This is a genomic window from Pseudomonas sp. A25(2017) (assembly GCF_002001065.1).
Lineage (GTDB): Bacteria > Pseudomonadota > Gammaproteobacteria > Pseudomonadales > Pseudomonadaceae > Aquipseudomonas > Aquipseudomonas kilonensis.
This window is the reverse complement of sequence record NZ_MUOA01000051.1, coordinates 159,102-176,453: the sequence shown is the minus strand read 5'-3', so window position 1 is coordinate 176,453 and position 17,352 is coordinate 159,102. Positions and strand designations below refer to the sequence as shown.

15 protein-coding genes, 1 tRNA gene and 1 pseudogene are annotated in these 17,352 nt (G+C 60.1%); 9 read left to right on the top strand and 8 right to left on the bottom strand.

Going from position 1 to position 17,352, the window contains the following annotated elements:
- Positions 1 to 155 precede the first annotated feature (155 nt).
- Entirely contained in the window at positions 156 to 1,277 is a 1,122-nt protein-coding gene (locus tag B0E42_RS10260) for a hypothetical protein (RefSeq protein ID WP_053187188.1), read from the top strand.
- A gap of 47 nt (positions 1,278 to 1,324) precedes the next feature.
- On the opposite strand, the pseudogene B0E42_RS10255 reads toward B0E42_RS10260, so the two are convergent.
- Positions 1,325 to 1,600: pseudogene (locus B0E42_RS10255) on the bottom strand (IS5/IS1182 family transposase); the annotation flags it as partial.
- 345 nt (positions 1,601 to 1,945) lie between these two features.
- On the opposite strand from B0E42_RS10255, the gene B0E42_RS10250 reads away from it, so the two are divergent.
- Complete coding sequence (locus B0E42_RS10250; RefSeq protein WP_077506320.1) at positions 1,946 to 2,284, top strand: hypothetical protein; 339 nt, start codon at positions 1,946 to 1,948, stop codon at positions 2,282 to 2,284.
- Positions 2,285 to 2,384: 100 nt separating this feature from the next.
- On the opposite strand, the gene B0E42_RS10245 is transcribed toward B0E42_RS10250, so the two are convergent.
- The 6 genes from B0E42_RS10245 to B0E42_RS10220 form a co-directional block, all read right to left on the bottom strand.
- A tRNA-Gly gene (locus B0E42_RS10245) sits at positions 2,385 to 2,460 on the bottom strand.
- 63 nt (positions 2,461 to 2,523) lie between these two features.
- Positions 2,524 to 3,084 carry a CDP-diacylglycerol--glycerol-3-phosphate 3-phosphatidyltransferase gene (gene pgsA, locus B0E42_RS10240; RefSeq protein WP_018608070.1) on the bottom strand — a complete coding sequence of 187 codons (561 nt, stop codon included), beginning with the start codon at positions 3,082 to 3,084 and terminating at the stop codon, positions 2,524 to 2,526.
- Between the two features lie 32 nt (positions 3,085 to 3,116).
- Complete coding sequence (gene uvrC / locus B0E42_RS10235; RefSeq protein WP_018608068.1) at positions 3,117 to 4,940, bottom strand: excinuclease ABC subunit UvrC; 1,824 nt, start codon at positions 4,938 to 4,940, stop codon at positions 3,117 to 3,119.
- 2 nt (positions 4,941 to 4,942) lie between these two features.
- Positions 4,943 to 5,584, bottom strand: coding sequence for a UvrY/SirA/GacA family response regulator transcription factor (uvrY, locus tag B0E42_RS10230; RefSeq protein WP_003200277.1), 642 nt, complete (start codon positions 5,582 to 5,584; stop codon positions 4,943 to 4,945).
- Positions 5,585 to 5,710: 126 nt separating this feature from the next.
- A complete protein-coding gene (locus tag B0E42_RS10225; RefSeq protein WP_018608064.1) occupies positions 5,711 to 6,145 on the bottom strand; it encodes an N-acetyltransferase in 435 nt (144 codons plus the stop codon).
- 10 nt (positions 6,146 to 6,155) lie between these two features.
- On the bottom strand, positions 6,156 to 6,914 hold the full coding sequence (locus B0E42_RS10220) for a carbon-nitrogen hydrolase family protein (protein WP_077506319.1): 759 nt from the start codon (positions 6,912 to 6,914) through the stop codon (positions 6,156 to 6,158).
- A gap of 616 nt (positions 6,915 to 7,530) precedes the next feature.
- Between B0E42_RS10220 and B0E42_RS10215 the strand changes: the two genes are divergently transcribed.
- Positions 7,531 to 8,601, top strand: a complete 1,071-nt coding sequence (locus B0E42_RS10215; protein ID WP_024616651.1) for a 3-deoxy-7-phosphoheptulonate synthase — start codon at positions 7,531 to 7,533, stop codon at positions 8,599 to 8,601.
- A gap of 273 nt (positions 8,602 to 8,874) precedes the next feature.
- Here the strand turns inward: B0E42_RS10215 and B0E42_RS10210 are convergent, their stop codons facing one another.
- On the bottom strand, positions 8,875 to 9,936 hold the full coding sequence (locus tag B0E42_RS10210; RefSeq protein ID WP_256578283.1) for a hypothetical protein: 1,062 nt from the start codon (positions 9,934 to 9,936) through the stop codon (positions 8,875 to 8,877).
- A 323-nt stretch (positions 9,937 to 10,259) separates the two neighbouring features.
- Between B0E42_RS10210 and B0E42_RS10205 the strand changes: the two genes are divergently transcribed.
- From B0E42_RS10205 to B0E42_RS10180, 6 genes are all read left to right on the top strand, one after another.
- Positions 10,260 to 11,129: a triacylglycerol lipase gene (locus tag B0E42_RS10205; protein ID WP_077506317.1), complete on the top strand. Its 870-nt coding sequence runs from the start codon at positions 10,260 to 10,262 to the stop codon at positions 11,127 to 11,129.
- Positions 11,130 to 11,225: 96 nt separating this feature from the next.
- Positions 11,226 to 11,507, top strand: coding sequence for a peptidylprolyl isomerase (locus tag B0E42_RS10200; protein WP_053178838.1), 282 nt, complete (start codon positions 11,226 to 11,228; stop codon positions 11,505 to 11,507).
- Positions 11,508 to 11,765: 258 nt separating this feature from the next.
- Entirely contained in the window at positions 11,766 to 13,634 is a 1,869-nt protein-coding gene (locus B0E42_RS10195) for an extracellular solute-binding protein (protein WP_053178836.1), read from the top strand.
- Positions 13,634 to 14,692, top strand: coding sequence for a microcin C ABC transporter permease YejB (locus B0E42_RS10190; protein ID WP_018608051.1), 1,059 nt, complete (start codon positions 13,634 to 13,636; stop codon positions 14,690 to 14,692). The genes B0E42_RS10195 and B0E42_RS10190 overlap by 1 nt, the downstream gene beginning before the upstream one ends.
- On the top strand, positions 14,692 to 15,714 hold the full coding sequence (locus B0E42_RS10185) for an ABC transporter permease (RefSeq protein ID WP_018608049.1): 1,023 nt from the start codon (positions 14,692 to 14,694) through the stop codon (positions 15,712 to 15,714). The genes B0E42_RS10190 and B0E42_RS10185 overlap by 1 nt, the downstream gene beginning before the upstream one ends.
- 25 nt (positions 15,715 to 15,739) lie before the next feature.
- Positions 15,740 to 17,320: an ABC transporter ATP-binding protein gene (locus B0E42_RS10180; RefSeq protein ID WP_077506325.1), complete on the top strand. Its 1,581-nt coding sequence runs from the start codon at positions 15,740 to 15,742 to the stop codon at positions 17,318 to 17,320.
- Positions 17,321 to 17,352 lie beyond the last annotated feature (32 nt).

Here is a 17,352-nt window from a genome sequence, read left to right as displayed (position 1 = left end):
ACCTAGTGCTAACGTCAGCATTAACCGAGCCATTCGGCACCATAAAGACTTATAGTCTATGAGCGACTCTTGTTCGCGGCATAAAAATAACGAACAGTGTTACGCTCGTGTAACAGTCTATAATCTTGTTTTCATTTCAGAGGGGATCGCAAAACATGCCTATTGTGCTCCCTAAAACCGATCATCTCGCAGACTCGGTCAAGCGAGCCAAGCTTCTGTTGGCATTCGCTACACAAGCCGGAATTCCGATTGCCGACGCTGACTTGAAAGCAGTAATTGGCGCAGAGCAGGCGCTCGATAAGGGGGAATTGACGCTTGACCAAGAAGCGGCATTTTGGACGTCGCTGTCGAAGTTGGCCGTCGCCGTGCGGCCAGTGACCATCGCCAGCCTTCAAGACACGGGGCTGGTTACCGGAAGTTCATTGATCGGTCTGTTTACCAATCGGGCCAGCAAATATGTCGCGTGGGGGTCGATGGCCACCTTATTGATAATACTCTGCGCACAAATTCAGGCGGTACAGCTTTCCTCGCGCATTCAAGGCCTTGATGATCTGGTCGCGAAGAACAAGACCTCCATTGATACCGTGTTGAAACTCTGGGTGGAAAGTCAAAATGCGACACTGGTTATAAAATCACTGGACCCTACAAACAACGTTCCCGTTACAACTGAAGCCAAGGCAAAACAAATCGCCGCCTACTCTGTCTTTGTAGCAGCCTATGAGCAAAATCGCGCAATACAGTCGGAACGCGCTTCCGCCGCCAACTTGCTAAATTTCTCCAGGACATTCTGGATGGTTACATTCTTTGATGAGCCGCCCATTACAACAAGGTCTTCTCCCAAAGATATTGCCCCTCCTATGGAGTCTTCCGAGCGCCCCACATTGTCACTAGGCGAGTCTGTTGATGAATATCGTCCTCGCCAACAGGCCCAAAACCAATACGATATTCTCTATCGCCTGCTCCTGCCAGCGTTGTACGGCTTGCTGGGTAGCTGCGTGTTTGTGTTGCGCTCCGTCAGTTCACAACTGGAGACCTTCACGTTCACCTGGACACGGCGCCTGCTTGGGTCAGCGCGATTGGCCCTCGGACCGATCCTGGGCGTCGCGTCTCTGGTGTTGATCGCCCCTTCGAAGACGGACGCCTTGGGCAACTTACCTCAGATTGGGATCGCGCTGATTGCCGGGTACTCGGTAGACTTGGTATTGAATTTCATGGATAGGATCACGGCTGCTTTCGGGCATCCATCTTCAACACAATCGCCATCAGGCAAGCCTTAGGCTCTATACGCAAAAAGATATCGCAAACATCGTATGGAACAAGCCAGTTAAACCATGGCGGCATAGCTTTTCGCGAGCCTGTCGAAGCGCGTCATGATCCTGCGGTTCTCTTTCAGCCAGCCAAACATACGTTCGATGATATGGCGTTGTCGGTACTTGGGCCGATCAAACAGTCTTGACAGATCGGGTTTGGGTTTGCGCTTCATCGAGCGCAGCGGGATGGCGAGTTGCGTTCGATACTGATCGCGATATCGACGCAGTGCTTCAATGCCGTAACCCTCGTCGGTAAGCAACCCATTGCAGCGTTTGCGTGGGCGGCCACGTTATCTTGAGGGAATGCTTACATCATCCAGCAGCTGGGCATTGCTGATATACATTTATCCCATTAGCAAAAACACATCCTGACTTTCAGAATTGGGCGATACAGTATATCGACACGACTGTCTCAGATGACGACCTGAACAGAATTACATTAAACCCCAATACATGCATTCATAATGCAGCGATGGAAAACATTGCAGGATTGTTCGGCAGAGTGCTACTAATACTTTGCTGGAGTCCGCACGAACGCGACGATAATTCTGGTAGGTTGCATGCCTATATCGGCCGCAATGCGTCACACGACAGAGATTCGCAGGCAATGGGGTCGACTACACATGAGTTAAAACATGAAAAATCAAGATAAAACTATTCGCAAGCTTGCCACGCAACGAGTTGCCAGTATATTTAACACCCCTATAGATACCTTTAATGAAAGCTCAGTATTTGGACGCGACCTCAAAGCCACTCGCCCTCCTGGTTTATTCAGAAAAAATGAATACGATGTAATCGAAGGTGACATACTGGACGTATGCACCAGAGAAAAATACAAATCGATAATTGCTGGAAAATTAACAATTTACACCGTCGGTGATTATTGCAACCATATGATTGAATACTACAAAGCAAACCCGAAGGACGTAGTTAAAACTTTAAAAGCAGATTCCCTAGATCCTGACCTAGGTTGAGATTCGAGAGGCCACGATAGACGAGAAACGACTCACACCTCAGCACATAAATTTCAGACAAAAAAAAGCCACTCATCTGAGTGGCTTTTTTTCTGAATCTTGGAGCGGGAAACGAGACTCGAACTCGCGACCCCGACCTTGGCAAGGTCGTGCTCTACCAACTGAGCTATTCCCGCGTCTTGGTGTGGCGCATTCTATAGATTCAGATTACGCCGTCAACCCCTTGATTCAAAAAAGTTTTATTTCGGCTCTACATCCGTCCGCAGATGCGGCCAGGCGGCGCGCAAGTATTGGACCATCGACCACAGCGTCAGCCCAGCGGAAACCAGCAACAGCGCATAGCCCAACAGCACCCAGAAGCTGAAGTCCGAAGGGTTGGCCAGCAGGATCACCAGCGCCAGCATCTGCGCGGCGGTTTTCCATTTGCCGAGGTTCGACACGGCGACCTGGGCGCGGGCGCCCAGCTCGGCCATCCACTCACGCAGCGCCGAGACGACGATTTCGCGGCCGATGATCACCGCCGCCGGCAAGGTGAGCCAGAGGTTGCCGTGTTCCTGTACCAGCAGCACCAAGGCCACCGCGACCATCAGCTTGTCGGCCACCGGGTCGAGGAAGGCACCGAACGGCGTGCTCTGCTCCAGGCGTCGCGCCAGGTAACCATCCAGCCAGTCCGTCGCGGCGGCGAAGGCAAAGACCGAGGCGGAGGCCACGTAGCTCCAGTGGTACGGCAAATAGAACAGCAAAATGAAGATCGGAATGAGCAGGACGCGTAGAACGGTAATCAGATTTGGGATATTCATCGGCACAACTGGCTACAAGGTTGACGGGCATTCTACTCGCTGTGCAGGTTTGCATAAATCGACTCAGCGAGCTTTTTACTGATACCGGGTGCTTTGGCTATCTCCTCGATGCTGGCACGAGACAGTTCCTGCAATCCACCAAAATGTTTCAACAAGTCGCGACGGCGCGTCGGGCCGACGCCTGCCACACCTTCCAGTGTAGACGTACGGCGCGTCTTGCCACGGCGGGCACGGTGTCCGGTGATGGCGAAACGGTGGGCTTCGTCACGGATCTGCTGGATCAGGTGCAACGCTGGCGAATCGCCCTTGAGGGTGAACTCATGGGCAGCGTCGTTCAGGTACAAGGTCTCGAAGCCGGCCTTGCGCGTCGCGCCCTTGGCCACGCCCAGCAGGATCAGGTCGGGGACCATCAGCTCATTGAGCACATCGCGGGCCATGGACAATTGGCCCTTGCCGCCGTCCACTAGCAAGATGTCCGGCAACTTGCCCTCCCCGTCCTTCAGCTTGCCGAAGCGGCGCATCAATGCCTGGTGCATGGCCGCGTAGTCATCACCAGGCGTGACACCTTCGATGTTGTAACGGCGGTAATCGGACTTGATCGGGCCTTCCGGGCCGAACACCACGCAGGACGCCACCGTTGCCTCGCCACTGGAATGGCTGATGTCGTAGCACTCCAGCCGCTGCGGCGGCTCGTCCAGGTTAAGGACATCGGCCAGGGCATCGAACCGCGCCGCCACGTGCTGACGGTTGGCCAGGCGCGCGCCCAGGGCCTGTTCGGCGTTGGTCACGGCCAGTTGCTGCCAACGGGCACGGGTGCCACGAACGCGGTGGCTGATGGTCAGTTCACGACCGCGAAGCTTGTCGATGGCTTCGATCAGGGCCGGGAAATCCTCGTGGACCACGTTGACGATCAACTCGGCAGGCAAGTCGCGTTCCGGACTGCTGATGTAGTACTGGCCCAGAAACGCCGCCATGACCTCGGCCACGTCCTCCTCGATACCCACTTGGGGAAAGAAGTTCTTGCTACCCAGCACACGACCGCCCCGCACGCTGATCAAATGCACGCAGGCGCCGCCCGGATTGATGAACGCGGCGATCACATCGACATCACCGCTGCCCCCTTCCATGCTTTGCTGGTCCTGCACGCGGCGCAGCAGGCCAATCTGGTCGCGCAGCTCGGCAGCCCGTTCGAACTCAAGGTTGACCGCCGCGTCTTCCATGGCTGCCGACAGTTCATCGGTCAGCGCATTGCTGCGGCCTTCCAGGAACATCACCGAGTGACGCACGTCTTCGGCATAGACCTGCGGCTCGACGAATCCCACGCAAGGCGCCTTGCAGCGCTTGATCTGGTATTGCAGGCAGGGCCGGGTGCGGTTCTTGTAGTAGCTGTCTTCACACTGGCGAACGAAAAAGGTCTTCTGCAGCAGGCTGAGGCTCTCACGAATCGCCCCGGCGCTGGGATAAGGACCGAAATAGCGACCCTTGGCCTTTTTGGCACCCCGATGAATGCTCAGGCGCGGAAAGGCCCCGTCGGACAGAAACACATACGGGTAGGATTTGTCGTCGCGCAACAGGATGTTGTACGGCGGGCGCCATTCCTTGATCAGCGTCTGCTCGAGCAGCAGCGCCTCGGTTTCATTGGCGGTGATCGTCGTTTCGATTTGCGCGATGCGCCCCACCAGGGCGGCAGTCTTCGGGGCGAGGCCGGTCTTGCGAAAGTAACTGGCCAGGCGCTTCTTGAGGTTCTTGGCCTTGCCGACATAAAGCAGGCGTGCGTCGCCGTCGAACATGCGGTACACGCCGGGGCGACCGCTGCAAGTGGACAGGAACGCGCTTGGATCAAACAAATCAGTCATTTTCAGGCGCTGGCATCGACCATGCCGTGGCGCACCGCCAACAGTGTCAATTCGACATCACTGCTGATCGAAAGCTTCTCGAAGATACGATAGCGGTAGGTGTTGACGGTTTTTGGCGACAGGCACAGCTTGTCGGAGATGATCTGCACCTTCTGGCAACCGACAATCATCAGGGCAATCTGGATTTCCCGCTCCGACAGCGCATCGAAGGGAGAATCGTTGGTTGGCTGGAACGACTTGATCGCCAATTGCTGGGCGATTTGCGGGCTGATGTAGCGTTGCCCGGCAAAAACCAGACGAATGGCCTGGACCATCTCGTTCAAGCCAGCACCCTTGGTGAGGTAGCCCGCCGCGCCCGCCTGCAACAGCCGGGTGGGAAACGGATCCTCTTCGCACACGGTCACCGCGACCACCTTGATGTCCGGGTGACTGCGCAGCAGCTTGCGCGTGGCCTCAAGGCCGCCGATGCCAGGCATCTTGACGTCCATCAACACCACGTCGGGCTTCAATTCACGCGCCTTGATCAGGGATTCTTCCCCGGATTCAGCTTGGCCAACTACCTGCAGGCCGTCTATGTCAGCCAGCATTCGTGTAATGCCCGTACGGACGAGATCATGGTCATCGACCACTAACACCCTAATCAAGCAGACACCTCACGATTTGGTCTTATTTGGGTTGCACAACACCTTAGCAAAAAGCGTCCGGCAGACCTAGCGCAAAGGGACAGATAAAAGTTACAACACGTCTTTATTGAGATAACGCGCGAGGCTTCAAGCACCGGCGTCTCGCTGCATCCTCAGGAAACACTCGTCCTCGCCCACGACGTGCAGGCCCATGCGTTCGTACAACGCCCTGGCCGGATTATCCTTGAACACCGTCAGGCGCAGCGCCGGGCGACGCTCCACCCCCACCAGGCCCCAAACCTGTCCGATCGTCCAGGTCCCGGCGCCCTGCCCGCGAAACGACGCGTCGATCTGCAGCTCCCGGATATACAACGCCCGGGCGTCACGACTGAGACTGACAAAACCCAGCGCCTGGCCGGCACGACTGATTATCCAGTTCTGACGAATGATCCAGGCCAGATCGAATGCTTCGTCCTGCCAGAGCAAATCATGCCTGAGGTAGTAAGGAAGCATGTTGTCGCAGGTCAGCTGCCGGGCGAAGTCGATGTCCTCGCTCGTTGCGGCACGCCACTCGAAGCTCATGAATACCTCATTAAAGCACTGCCACCGGCACGACTTGCCCGGCCCAGCCGTTGGCGTCGCGACGAGCGATCACTAACAACTCGCCCGTACCCGACGCCGCCGCGAGCAGCGCACCGTCCGAGCCCCAGATGGCGCTGCGGCCAGCCGACTCCCAACCGCCAGTAGCGCCGCCATGATTAGCCATCAGCACAGTCATGGCATGCTGCCGGGCATAGCCTTGCAACAACGTCGTATCGGGCACGTAGCCACCTTCGGTAATCAACACGCCTGCTGCATACAGCGTAGCGCCCTGCCCGGCTGCCGCGGCAGCATGGCTGGCGTGGGAGAAATCGGCACACACCGCCAGCGCGATGCGGTCCTGCCCCATCGTCAGCATCGAGCCGCCATGCCCCGGGGCGAAGGCGACTTCTTCCCCCGGATGCAGATGCTGCTTGCTGTACACCCCGAGGGAGCCATCGGCACCGAGGACCAACGCGCCGATCAACACCGGAGCGTCGGCCGACAGTCGAATGGGCATGCCCACCACCGCTGTCAGGCCAAGCTCGCGGGCCAAGTCGCGCAGCGGTTGCAATACGCCATCCTCCGGCAGGATGGCCAGATCCGCCGCCAGGCCGCGTTCGTAGCCGGTGAGTGACAGCTCAGGAAACACTAGCAACTGCACGCCCTGCTCAGCGGCCGCCTGCATGAAATGCTGATGACGCAGGAGGTTGGCGCGAACGTCCCCCGCGATGGAGATCGACTGGGCGGCGGCGAAGGCTGGAGCGGTCATGGGTCATCCTTGGGAGGCGCTGCAAACCTGAAGTTTGTCATAAAGCCCAGCGGACTCAAGCCGGGGTGAACAATTGCATGCCCTCGATAGAATTTTCTGATTGAACCGGCGCCCCGTCCTCAAGTAAGCTCAGGGCCATTCATCGGAGACAGACCATGTTCAACGCCCTCTCACCGCTTCAAACCGCCAGCGCCCCGCGCTCGGTTGCGGCTGCCCGGGCGAACAGTGTTCAAACTTCGGTCAGCTTTTATTTTGGGTATTGGTTTAGCCACTGGCGCGCCTGATACCCAACCGGCGCCCACTTTAAACGGGTCGCCTTCCAGAGTTTTCCAAACCCCCGGTCGGCCTCCCGACCGGGGGTTTTGTTTTTTCAGGCCCCACACATTTGCAGCACCAGACAACTTGAGGATTGAGCCATGAACTACGCCACTTATTACCGTTACGACAGTTTTTCCGCCTGGCGATTTACCAGCCACCGCTCGGGACAGCCTGCCGCCTCCGATCGGTCACCTACCGGTGGCAAGCCTCAATTGCGGGCCAATCCGGCCAATTGTCGAACACCCCACTAGGACCGGCGCGCGGGAATGAACCCGCTGCCCGTCCAGGAAGCCAAATCATGAATTCGTCCGTCTCCGCTTTGCCGCTGTCCACGCTCAACCCTGCCAACGAAGCCCTGACCCTGCGTCTGCCGAGCTCGTTGCAACTCAAGCACCAATTGCCGCTCAGCACCGCATTGAGCCATCAAGTGAGCGCCCATCGCCAGGCCATCCGCGCGATCCTCGACGGTGAGGACTCCCGCCTGCTGGTCATCGTCGGCCCCTGCTCGATCCACGACCCGAAATCCGCCCTCGAATACGCCGCCAACCTGGCTCGCGTGGCCCATGAAGTGAGCGACAGCATGCTGCTGGTCATGCGCGCCTACGTAGAAAAGCCCCGCACGACCGTAGGCTGGAAAGGCCTGGCCTACGATCCTGGCCTGGATGGCAGCGATGACATGGCGGCCGGCCTGACCCTGTCCCGGGAACTGATGCGCGAGATATTGCAACTGGGCTTGCCCGTCGCCACCGAACTGTTGCAACCCATGGCCGCCAGCTACTTCGATGACCTGCTCAGTTGGGTCGCCATCGGTGCACGCACCACCGAATCGCAGATCCACCGGGAAATGGCCAGCGGCCTGGGCATGCCCGTGGGGTTCAAGAACGGCACGGACGGCGGGGTCGGCATTGCCTGCGATGCCATGCGCTCTGCCGCCCATCCCCATCGGCATTTCGGCGTGGATAGCCAGGGGCATCCAGCGATCATCCAGACGCCGGGCAACCCCGACACCCACCTGGTGCTGCGCGGCGGCCATCGCGGGCCGAACTACGACCAGCAGAGCGTCACGCAGATACACCACGACCTGACCCGCCTCAAGATACCGGCCCGGATCATGGTGGACTGCAGCCACGCCAACAGCGGCAAAGACCCGCTGCGCCAACCGCAGGTGTTCAACGACGTGCTGGAACAACGGCTGCAAGGGAACCGCGCCCTGATCGGCATGATGCTCGAAAGCCATCTGTTCGAAGGCTGCCAACCGCTGGGCCCATCGATGCGCTACGGCGTCTCGGTCACCGACGGTTGCCTGGGCTGGGAGTCCACCGAGCTATTGCTGCGCGAAGCCCATCGCAAGCTGCAATTGCCAGCCTGAGGTCCGAATGCGCCCTCTTCTGGGATAAATACTGTGGCTTGTCTGGATCATTGTGGTGAGCACTTGCTCCCGTTGGGCTGCGCTGTAGGAGCTGTCGAGTGAAACGAGGCTGCGATCTTTCCATTGCCAATTGAGTCTGGAGCGAAAGATCAAAAGATCGCAGCCTCGCTTCGCTCGACAGCTCCTACAGAGCCCAGCGGGAGCAGGCTCCCTCGCCACAGATCTATCGCCCCTCCCAAGTGAACAGCATTATCTTCTCTGGGAGCGCCTCGCTCAGCCTGGCGCACTGGAACGAACCTGGACCGTCACCCACTCGGAACGCTGGCTGACGTCATCCAGGCGCTCGACCTGATAGAACACGTCCACCGACTTATCGCCTTGATCCTGCCAATACACCGCAGGAATCACAAAAGCGAGCGGTTGGCCCGCCGTGGCCTCGGTGACTTCGCGTTCAAGGACATAAGACGAGTTTCCGTTGCACTGCAACCAGACCAGCTCGCCCGCCTCAAGCCCGGGATCATCGACGACAATCGTCACCCCCTCTTGCAAATCGTCGACATCCAGCCACCCGTCGTTCATCTCCCGGACCCTGGGTACCTTCAACGCAGGACGCAGCAGAGGACCGATGTGCAACGACAAGGACTCGGCGCGGCGCACCGAATGTCCGCGCCTGACGACATAGGCCAAGGCCAGGTTGTGCCCTACATGGGGAGCGATCAGCGAATGATCGACCCAGAGCGACACCTCACGACCGACAGCATGGGCTTCTATCTCCAGCACATCGCGCCAAAGCGCGTTGGAGTCCTTGCTGGCCGTCAGGATCAACCGATCGCCGACCGCCATCCTGGCGTAGGGCCGAATCGTCACCCAGGTTCCGTCAGGTACCCGACTCGGATCAAGGCTGCCACCGACCGCATCGTTGGCAATGGCAGGCAGCAGTTGCGGTGATACATCGCCGATGTCCAGTTGCAGGTGTTGCGAAACCAGGGTGGCCGGCAACTGTTTGCCCGTCACCTGGTAGGAGAGCTCCAGCGAGCCACCGTCCAACTCGGCGATATGCGGTTCGCGCACGACGAACACGACGTCTCGCCCTACTTGCCGCTCCGTGACGAACCCGGCCACTTCATGTCGGTAAGGCTCTCCCTCGTTGTTGAGCCCATGCCAACGCAGCAGCACCTCATCCCCGCACGCCATCATCGGATAAGGCTTGACGGTAACGACGGCCTTGCGCCAAGCGGGGTCGATCACCCCGTCCCTGGCCGCTGCCAGGACCGGCGGCGGCAGCCTTGCTCCTGAGGTTGAACGGGATCGTTGAAGAGAGGGGTAAGTGATCATGTACAGGCTCCAGTCCTTGGATGAAGGCACCGTTTGCATAACGGCGCTCGATGGAGCCATTAAAACCCGTTCGCGCCAAACCCACAGCCAGACAAGACGACAACGGCGGTGGTCCCTGGCGTTCAAAGCTGTAGCTGCAAACGACTCGGGTTATAGGAGACCTCCTACACCTTTAGCCAGCACCGGGCTATTTCCCATTCTTCCCACTTTTTCTATTCCGGTTTCCCCGGTTCAGCGCGGTTTCTTCCTACACCGTCCATTACAGGCCTGGATTAGAGTGAAGTCGCAAATTCATCGTGAACCTCTTCGAAAAAGGTACGAACATGCAACGGAATGCAACCACTCAATTTCCCATCCTGTTGGTCCATGGGTTGTTCGGGTTTGACAGGATCGGCGGTTTCGAACTTTTCCATGGCATCAAACTAACCCTACGCGCAGGCGGTGCCCGGGTGTTCATCCCGTACCTGTCGGCCACCCATTGCAACGAGGCCAGAGGCGAACAACTGCTGGCGCAAATCGATCGGGTCCTGGCCGGCACCGGTGCCGCTCGGGTCAACCTGATCGGCCACAGCCAGGGTGCGCTGGCCGCCCGGTATGCCGCCGCGCTGGCACCCGACAAAGTGGCCTCGGTCACGTCGGTCAGCGGTCCCAACCATGGTTCCGAACTGGCCGACTTCCTGCACAAGGCCCTTACTCCCGGACGCTTGCCGGGGCATGTGGCAAGAGGCGTCGCTACACTGTTCGCCGATTTCATCTCGCTGCTTGACGGGCAGGCGCAGCTATCGCCCACCGCCGTCGCCGCGCTGGCGACGTTGACCACCGAGGGTGTGGGCACCTTCAACGACAAATACCCCCAAGGCCTGCCGAAGCACTGGGGTGGGAACGGCCCGGACCGGGTCAATGGCGTGCGCTACTACTCATGGAGCGGTACGTTGCGCGAGGCTACGGGGCAAGCATCGGAGCCTTTGCAGGCTTTCTGCCGCGCCTTTTCCGACTACTTCATCACCGAAGCCGAGCAGAACGACGGCCTGGTCGGGCGCTTCAGTTCACACCTGGGCAAGGTCATTCGCTCCGACTATCCAATGGACCATATGGAGGCCATCAGCCCAGGAGCCGGCACATCACGCAAGGGTACAGACCCCACAGAGCTTTACCTGCGCCACGCCGAGCGCCTGCGCAAAGCCGGCCTTTGATCGCCGGGTCCAAGGTTTTGACGCAATTTTGACAACAACCCGTCAATGAATCCGGTAGGCTCAACACCTTTAACTACATCGAAAGGAATTTCCCTCATGGCCAAAGCCACTGCCCGCCACATCCTGGTTTCCACCGAAGACAAGTGCAACGAACTCAAGGCCCAGATCGAAGCCGGAAAAGATTTCGCCGAAGTAGCCAAGGCCAACTCCACCTGCCCGTCCAGCCGTCAGGGCGGCGACCTGGGTTCGTTCGGCCCGGGCCAGATGGTCAAGGAATTCGACACCGTGGTGTTCAGCGCACCGATCAATGTGGTCCAGGGCCCGGTCAAGACTCAGTTCGGCTACCACCTGCTGGAAGTCACCAGCCGCCAAGACTGATCCCGGTACAGATACCCTTCACTCAAGGGTGATGTGATTCATTGTGGCGAGGGGATTTATCCCCGCTGTGGGAGCAAGGCTTGCCCGCGATGAACGATAACGCGGCTTAGCTGTTGGACCGTGGCGCGGTCATCGCGGGCAAGCCTTGCTCCCACAGGTCTTGCTCCCACAGATAAATCCCTTCTCCACAAGGGCTGGCGATTCATGCGCCGCTCGCGTACAAATCGTGTCATCGATCACCCGGCTTTAAGGCTGACAATGCGACTGGCGTTCCCTTCCCTGCTATTGACTGCCGTGGTCCTGCTGACAGGCGCCGTCGGTGCCGATGCAGCACCGCAACATGCCCTGACTGTCTATGGCGAACCGGCCAAATACGCCGAAGGCTTCGGCCACTTCGCCTACACCAATCCCCAGGCCCCCAAAGGCGGGACTATGCGCCGCTCGGCCATCGAGATCGGCCACTTCGACCATGTGCTGCCGTATATCGACAAAGGCATCGGCGTCAGCCAGATCGACGGGATGCTGTATTCGCCACTGGCCCAGCGCTCGCTGGATGAGCCCTATACCGTCTACGGCCTGGTGGCGCAGAAGATGGAGCGGGCCGACGATGGCCTGTCGCTGCGCTTCTACCTGAACCCGAAGGCGCGCTTCGCCGATGGCAAACCCATTACCGCCCAGGACGTGCGCTACAGCTTCGAGCTGTTGATGACCCAGGGCAGCCTGCGCTATCGCACCCAGTTCGCGGCGGTCAAGGACGTCGTGGTCGAGGACGAACGCACCGTGCGCTTCAACTTCAAGAACAACGAAAGCCGTACCCTGCCCCTGGACATCGCCACCCTGCCGGTCTTTCCCGAACATTGGTGGAAGACCCGCGACTTCGCCAACGGCGGCGGCTACGAGGCCCCGCTGGGCAGTGGCCCCTACCGGGTGAGCAAGGTCGATTCCGGGCGCAGCATTACCTTCAAGCGCAATGCCGATTGGTGGGGCAAGGACCTGCCGGTCAGTCGTGGGCTCTACAATTTCGACCATTTCAGCATCGAGTATTTTGGCGACACCGACGTCGCCCGCCAGGTGCTGCGCGGCGGCGCCTATGACTACAACCGTGAATTCGCCGCCACCGGCTATGCCATCGGCTATGACGGCCCGGCCCTGCAGGATGGTCGCCTGCAAAAGGCCCACCTGGCCACCCAAGCCCCCCAGACCGCCCAGGGTTTCGTCTTCAACCTGCAAAAACCGCAGTTCCAGGATCGTCGTGTGCGCCAGGCCCTGGCGATGCTCTGGGATTTCGAATGGAGCAATCGCCAGATGATGCGCAACGTCTATGTGCGTCAGCAGAGTTACTTTTCCAACACTGACCTTGCCGCCCGGGAACTGCCCGATGCCGGCGAACGGGCGATTCTCGAGCCTTTGCGCGGGCAGATTCCCGACGAAGTCTTCACCCAAGTCTTCCAGGCCCCGAAAACCGACGGCAGCGGCGTGATCCGCGACAAGCAACTGCAAGCCCTGGCGCTGCTGGAACAGGCCGGCTGGAAACCCGACGGCGACCGCTTGGTGAATGCCGAGGGCGAGCCGCTGAGCTTCACGTTCCTGAACAGCCAGAACGGTATCGACCGCCTGCTGCTGCCCTATAAACGAACCCTGGCGCAAATCGGCATCGACATGAGCATCCGCCATATCGACGCGTCCCAGTACGTCAATCGCCTGATGAGCCGTGACTACGACATGATCATCACCGGCTACCCCGTCAGCACATCGCCGGGCATGGAGCTCTACAACTACTTCGGCTCGGCGGCCGCCAACGACCCGGGGGCCAACAACTACATGGCCTTGCAGAACCCGGCGGTGGATGCCCTGATCGACGGCCTGGTCAAGGCCACGACCAAAGCCGACATGCTCCACCACGCCCGTTCACTGGACCGGGTGCTGCAATGGAATTACTACTGGATTCCCAACTATTACCCGCCGGGCAGCTCGACCGTGTGGTGGAACCGCTTCGGCATCCCGAAAGTTCAGGCCAGTAATGACGAAGCCATCGAAAGCTGGTGGGAAGTGAGCACCACACCGTTGACCAACGAGCAGATGCGCGCCGAACGCATCAAGCGCGGCACACCCGGAGGGCCGCATTGATGTGGGCTTATATCGCGCGACGCCTGCTGCTGATCATCCCCACGCTGGTGATTATCCTGCTGGTGAATTTCGTCATCGTGCAGGCCGCGCCCGGCGGACCGGTGGAACAGGCCATCGCCCAGCTGCAAGGCATCGGCGGCGCCAGCGTTGGCGGTTCGGGCAATGCCATGACCGGCAGCTCCCGCGCCAGTCGCGGCCTGGATCCGCAACTGATCAAGGACATCGAGAAACAATACGGCTTCGATAAACCGGCCCACGAACGCCTGTGGCTGATGCTCAGCAGTTACGCCCGCCTCGACTTCGGCAAGAGTTTCTTCCGCGGCGCGACGGTCACCGACCTGATCCTGGAAAAGATGCCGGTGACCATTTCCCTCGGGCTCTGGGCGACGCTGATCACGTACCTGGTGTCGATCCCCCTGGGCATCCGCAAGGCGGTGCGTCACGGCTCGGCATTCGATGTGTGGAGCAGCACGGCGATCATCATTGGCTATGCGATGCCGGCGTTCCTCTTCGCGATGTTCCTGATCGTGGTGTTCGCCGGCGGCACCTCGCTGAACTGGTTTCCGGTGCGCGGGCTGGTGTCGGATAACTTCGAGTCGCTGTCGACGCTGGGCAAGATCGCCGACTACTTCTGGCACCTGGTGCTGCCCGTGACGTCGCTGGTGATCGGCGGCTTCGCCACCCTGACGATCCTGACCAAGAACTCGTTCCTCAATGAAATCACCCGCCAGTACGTGGTCACCGCGCGGGCCAAGGGCATGAGCGAACAACGGGTGCTGTACGGTCACGTGTTCCGCAACGCGATGCTGCTGGTGGTATCGGGCATTCCCCAGGCGTTCATCAGCGTGTTCTTCGCCGGCTCCTTGTTGATCGAGGTGATTTTTTCCCTCGACGGCCTCGGACGCATGAGCTACGAGGCCGCGGTCTCCCGGGATTATCCGGTGGTGTTCGGCTCGTTGTTCATCTTTACGCTGTTCGGCCTGCTGATCAAACTCGTCGGCGACCTCTGCTACACCCTGGTGGACCCGCGCATCGACTTCGCCGCGAGGAACGCCTGATGTTCAAGTTTTCCCCCTTGGGCCGCCGGCGCTTCGAACGTTTCAAGAAAAATCGCCGGGGTTGGTGGTCGCTGTGGCTGTTCATCGGCCTGTTCATCCTGAGCCTGGGCGGCGAGTTGATCGCCAATGACAAGCCGCTGGTGGTCAGCTACCAGGGTTCGCTGTATTTCCCGGTGTTCAAGCGCCATACCGAACAGGAATTTGGTGGGCAGCTGCCGTTCCAGGCCGACTACCGCAGCAGCTACGTGCAGAACCTGATTCACAAGGACGGCGGCTGGCTGTGGTTCCCACCGATCCCGTTCAGCGACGACACACCCAATTACGACCTCAACCAACCGGCCCCGAGCCCACCCTCGACCGTGAACTGGCTGGGCACCGATGACCAGTCCCGGGACGTGCTGGCCCGGGTGATCTTCGGTGCGCGGGTGTCGATCCTGTTCGCCCTGGCCCTGACCGCCATCAGCGCGCTGATCGGTATCGCCGCCGGGGCATTGCAGGGGTATTACGGTGGCTGGGTGGATTTGCTCGGGCAACGCTTGCTGGAAGTCTGGTCCGGGCTGCCGGTGCTCTACCTGCTGATCATCTTGTCCGGCTTCGTGGAGCCGAACTTCTGGTGGCTGCTGGGGATCATGGCGCTGTTTTCCTGGCTGGCCCTGGTGGACGTGGTCCGCGCCGAGTTCCTGCGCGGGCGCAACCTGGAATACGTGAAAGCCGCCCGGGCGCTGGGTTTGTCGGACCGCAAGGTGATCGTGCGGCATATCCTGCCCAACGCGATGAACGCCACCCTGAGCTATCTGCCCTTCATCCTCACCGGGGCGATCTCCACCCTCACCGCCCTGGATTTCCTCGGCTTCGGCATGCCGGCCGGCAGCGCGTCGCTGGGGGAACTGATCGCCCAGGGCAAGCAAAACCTGCAAGCGCCGTGGCTGGGGCTGACGGCGTTTTTCACCCTGGCGCTGATTCTTTCTCTACTGGTGTTTATCGGCGAGGCGTTGCGAGACGCGTTCGACCCACGATCATGAAACGGCCATGAAGCAGAACCTTGAGATGAGCGACAACCTGATCGAAATCCGCGACCTGAGCGTGGCCTTCAACGACCAGACGGTGGTGCGCAACCTGTGCCTGGACATCCGCCCCGGCGAGTGCCTGGCCCTGGTGGGCGAGTCCGGCTCCGGCAAGTCAGTGACGGCCCACTCGATCCTGCAATTGCTGCCCGAGACAGAAGCCCGCACCGCCGGCAGCATTCGCTATCGCGGCCAGGAACTGCTGGGCGCCGAGGCCAAGACGCTGCGGGAGTTGCGCGGCAACCGGATCGCGATGATCTTCCAGGAGCCGATGACCTCGCTGAACCCGCTGCACAGCGTCGAGAAGCAGATCGGTGAAACCCTGATGCTGCACCGGGGCCTGGGCGGCAAAGCGGCGCGCCAGCGCATCCTCGAACTGCTGGCCCTGGTGGGTATCCAGAAACCTGCCGAACGCCTCAAGGCCTATCCCCACCAACTGTCGGGCGGCCAGCGGCAACGGGTGATGATCGCCATGGCCCTGGCCTGCGAGCCGGAGCTGTTGATTGCCGACGAACCGACCACGGCGCTGGACGTGACCGTGCAGCGCAAGATCCTGTTGCTGCTCAAGTCCTTGCAGCAACGGCTCGGCATGTCCTTGCTGCTGATCAGCCACGACCTCAACCTGGTGCGCAGCATCGCCCAACGGGTGTGCGTGATGAAGGCGGGGGAAATCGTCGAACAGGCGCCTTGCGAAACCCTGTTCAGCGCACCGAAACATCCCTACAGCTGCGAGTTGCTGCACGCCGAACCGGAAGGCGAAGCCCTGCCCCGGGACGAGCGCGAAAACGTGTTGCAGGTGCAGGACCTGCGCGTGAGTTTTCCCTTGGGCGGCGGGCTGTTCCGGCGCAAGGAATACTTGCGCGCCGTGGACGGCATCAGCCTGAGCATCCAGCGCGGCAAGACCCTGGGCATCGTCGGCGAGTCCGGTTCCGGCAAGTCCACGCTCGGCCAGGCGATCCTGCGGCTGATCGACTCCGAAGGCAGCATCCACTTCCAGGGCCAGGCCCTCGATCAGCTGTCGCACAAGGCACTGCGGCCATGGCGCAAGCAGATGCAGGTGGTGTTCCAGGACCCGTTCGGCAGCCTCAGCCCGCGCATGTCGGTGCAGCAGATCATCAGCGAAGGTCTCGAGGTCCACCAGCCTTCCAGCGCCGAACAGTGTGAAGCCCGGGTGATCCAGGCCCTCAAGGAGGTCGGCCTCGACCCTTCGACCCGTCATCGCTACCCCCACGAATTCTCCGGCGGCCAGCGCCAGCGCATCGCCATCGCCCGGGCCTTGGTGCTCAAGCCAGCGTTGATTCTGCTGGACGAACCCACCTCGGCACTGGACCGCACCGTGCAGAAACAAGTCGTCGCCCTGCTCCGCCAGCTCCAGGAGAAGTACGACTTGACCTATCTGTTCATCAGCCACGACCTGGCGGTGGTCCGTGCCTTGGCCCACGACATGATCGTGATCAAGGACGGCAAAGTGGTCGAGCAAGGCGCCAGTCATGACGTGTTCGACGCGCCCCAGCATCCTTATACGAAGGAGCTGTTGGCGGCGGCGCATCCGGGGTGGGCATAATCGGCGTTATGCAGTTGGACCGCGTCGCGGCC